Source organism: Candidatus Cryosericum odellii (assembly GCF_003570935.1).
Classification (GTDB): Bacteria; Caldisericota; Caldisericia; order Cryosericales; family Cryosericaceae; genus Cryosericum; species Cryosericum odellii.
Genome location: NZ_QXIU01000018.1, coordinates 1 through 3,327, shown reverse-complemented (window position 1 = coordinate 3,327; position 3,327 = coordinate 1). Strand labels below are relative to the sequence as shown.

Here is a 3,327-nt window from a genome sequence, read left to right as displayed (position 1 = left end):
CAGAGACGCCCTCTATCTACTTCTCCTCGCGTACGTAGGGTATCCCCAGTTCCTTTGGCGTCCCGACATGACGCACACGCACAATGACCGTTGCTATGATAATGACGACGAACGTTACCAGATACGGCAGCATTGACAGCAGAGCACTATTGATGTAGGTACCCGCCGCCTGAAGTTGAAGCTGCAGGGACTCAATACTACCAAATAGAAATGCTCCCACAAGAGCATTGAAGGGATTCCACATAGCGAAGACTACGAGAGCAAGCGCAATCCACCCCATGCCTGAAGTCATGCCGCCAAGCCAGTACGGGTGGATGCAGCAGGTAATGTATGCCCCCCCCGCTCCCGCAAGCGCCCCTCCCAGAATGGTCCAGAAGTAGCGCGTCCCCGTCACATTGACTCCCATGGCGTCCGCGGCCTTCGCGTTTTCACCGACCGCCCTCAAGTTGACACCGACCTTCGTCTTGAACAGCAGGAACCAGAACAGGGCTACCAGAATATATCCGGCATAAACGATCAGGTCCTGACTGAAGAAGATCGGGCCGATGATCGGGACTTTTGACAGCCCGGGAATACTCATGGGCTGAATGGCGTTTGTGATACGTTGAAGAACCCATCTGTCGCCATAGAAAGCGCTGAGACCCGTTCCGAAGATGGTGATAGCAAGGCCCGTGACCGTCTGGTTGCCACGGAGGGTCACACAGATAAAGGCATGCATGGCCGCCACCACTGCTGCTGCTGCCATGCCAAACAACAGGCCGATATAGGGATTGCCGGTCTTCATAGCTCCAAGGAACCCGAAAAACGCACCAATCAGCATCAGTCCCTCGAGCCCCAGGTTCAGCACGCCGCTGCGCTCGGTCAGGACTTCACCCAGTGTGGGAAGCAGAAGAATCGTCCCAGACTGGACGGCTCCCGCGAGAACTTTGATCAGGATGCTGCCGAAAGTAGGATTCATGCGCCCCCCCGAGCCCTTTCGTCTAAGGCCCCCGAGCCCTTTTTCCCAATGCGAGGGGCGCTTCTGAGGGGCGTACTCAGCCTCCTCGTCAGGATCACGCGGTAGTACGTAACGATCTCCCCTGCCAGCAGGCAGAAGAGGATCGAGCCCTCGATCACGCCGACGATGCCAAAGGGCACCCGCATGACGATCTGGATCTGGTAGCCACCAGCTTCGAGAGCCGCCAGAAGTACCGAGAACCCGACGGCGACCAGGGGGTCGAGTCCTGCCAGCCATGCGGCAATGATGGCGGTGTACCCATACTCTGCATTGATCGACTCTTGCAGGATGTGCAGTACACCAGAGATATGCGCGATGCCGGCCAGGCCGGCAAGCCCTCCCGAGATGGCCGCCGCGATGATGACCGTCTTGAACACATTGATACCGGCGTATCTGGCCGCGCGCCCGTTTTCGCCCAGGACTCTAACCTCATACCCAAACCGTGTCTTCCGGACGATGATCCAGACGATCACCGCAGCTACCAGCCCGAAGAACAGCCCGATGTGGAGCCGCGATGGATCCGGGAGGATGCGCGGAAGTTGTGCATTGAGAGCAAAGCCCTTAGACAGTGGAAACCCGTGGCTGCCCGGATCGCGCCATGTACCGTATATGAAGAATGCCAAAACGTACAACGCGATGTAGTTGAGCAGAAGTGTCGCAATGACCTCGTTGACGTTCCAGTACACCTTGAGAAGTGCGGGAACGATAGCCCACGCCGCTCCTCCAAGCATGCCAAGCACCATCATCAACGTCAGCAGCAGCGGCCGGGACATTGTCGCCGGCCCAAAGAGTGCCAGATAGGACCCACAGAGCGCCCCGATGGTGTATTGACCTGGCGTCCCAATGTTGATGAACTTCATGCGGTAGACCAGGCAAAGCCCCGCCGAGATGAGGATGAGGGGAACCGCGATGACCATCGTCTCCGAGAAAGTGTACGACGATCCGAACGCTCCCTTGACGATGGCTCCATAAACTCTCAACGGGTTCACACGGGCAAACAGCATGACCACGGACCCCACGAGAAGGCCAAGCAAGACCGAACAGATAGGTACAAGGACGCGAAGCCCTATCGGCGTCTTGTCGCGTTTCTCGAATCGCAGCATCTCAGACCCCTTTTCCAGTCAAGCTTTGGCGCCCACGGCGCCCGCCATCATCAGACCGATCTGTGCAATGTCCACGTGGTGTGCGTCGACGATACCGACGATACGCCCTTCGTACATCACTGCAACCCGGTCTGCAACCATGAGGATCTCATCCAGATCCTCGCTGATGAGAAGCACAGCCACCCCGTTGTCGCGCTGTTCCAGCAGCGTCTTGCGCACGAATTCAGTGGCGCCCACGTCGAGGCCACGGGTCGGGTGTTCTGCAATCAGGAGCCTCGGGTTCTCCTCGATCTCGCGGGCCAGCAGCAACTTCTGCATGTTCCCACCGGAAAGGACCTTGACCGGCGCATTCCTCAGCGGTACGGCGATGTCAAACTTCTCAATAAGTCCGTCAGCATACGTACAGGCGGCACCGTAGTCGATGAATGCTCCCTTGCACATCGGCTGCTGCTTGTACTTCCGCAGCATGGCATTCTCGACCGTGGAAAGATTCGGCACCAGACCTACACCAAGTCTGTCGGCTGGTATGTAGTTCACGCCTGCGGATGCCAGCGTGGCCGGCGTCGCGTTGGTCACATCGATACCCTCGACCGCGACGTGTCCGCTGACAAGATGGCGCAGTCCCGTGATGCATTCCGCCAGCTCGACCTGCCCGTTGCCAGCGACACCGGCGACTCCCATGATCTCGCCGCCGTGGACCGTGATGCTCAGCTTGTTGAGCGCCATGATGCCACGGTCATTATAGGCCTGAGCGTCTTCGACTTTGAGGATCTCCCGACCCAATTCGATCTCCTTGCGTTCCAGGCGGAAAAGGACGTCGCGCCCGATCATCATCTTTGCAAGTTCCCGCTCCGTGATAGAAACCGTGTCGACCGTCCCCACCAGTTGTCCTTTCCTGAGCACCGTGATACGGTCGGAAACGGTCATGACCTCGTTGAGTTTGTGACTGATGAAGATGATGGACTTACCCTCCGACCTCATCTCCCGGAGGATGCCGAACAACTCCTCGGACTCCTGTGGAGTCAGGACGGCGGTCGGTTCATCCAGGATCAGGATACGAGCGCCCTTGAATAGCGTCTTGACGATCTCGACGCGCTGCTGCTCCCCCACGGATAACTGCCATATCTTGGCGTAGGGGTCGATACGGAAGTTGTACTTCTTGGCTATGGCCTCAATCTGGTGAGCCACAGATTTCTTATCTATGTAGAAACCCTGAGACTCCAGTCC

General features: G+C 57.8%; 3 protein-coding genes. All 3 read right to left on the bottom strand.

Annotated elements, in window-relative coordinates; genetic code table 11:
- Positions 1-16 precede the first annotated feature (16 nt).
- Positions 17-958 carry an ABC transporter permease gene (locus SMC5_RS00825; protein ID WP_119119206.1) on the bottom strand — a complete coding sequence of 314 codons (942 nt, stop codon included), beginning with the start codon at positions 956-958 and terminating at the stop codon, positions 17-19.
- A complete protein-coding gene (locus SMC5_RS00820; protein WP_119119205.1) occupies positions 955-2,100 on the bottom strand; it encodes an ABC transporter permease in 1,146 nt (381 codons plus the stop codon). Before SMC5_RS00820 ends, SMC5_RS00825 begins: the two co-directional genes overlap by 4 nt.
- An 18-nt stretch (positions 2,101-2,118) precedes the next feature.
- On the bottom strand, positions 2,119-3,327 hold a 1,209-nt coding region (locus SMC5_RS00815), incomplete at its 5' end, for an ABC transporter ATP-binding protein (RefSeq protein ID WP_119119204.1).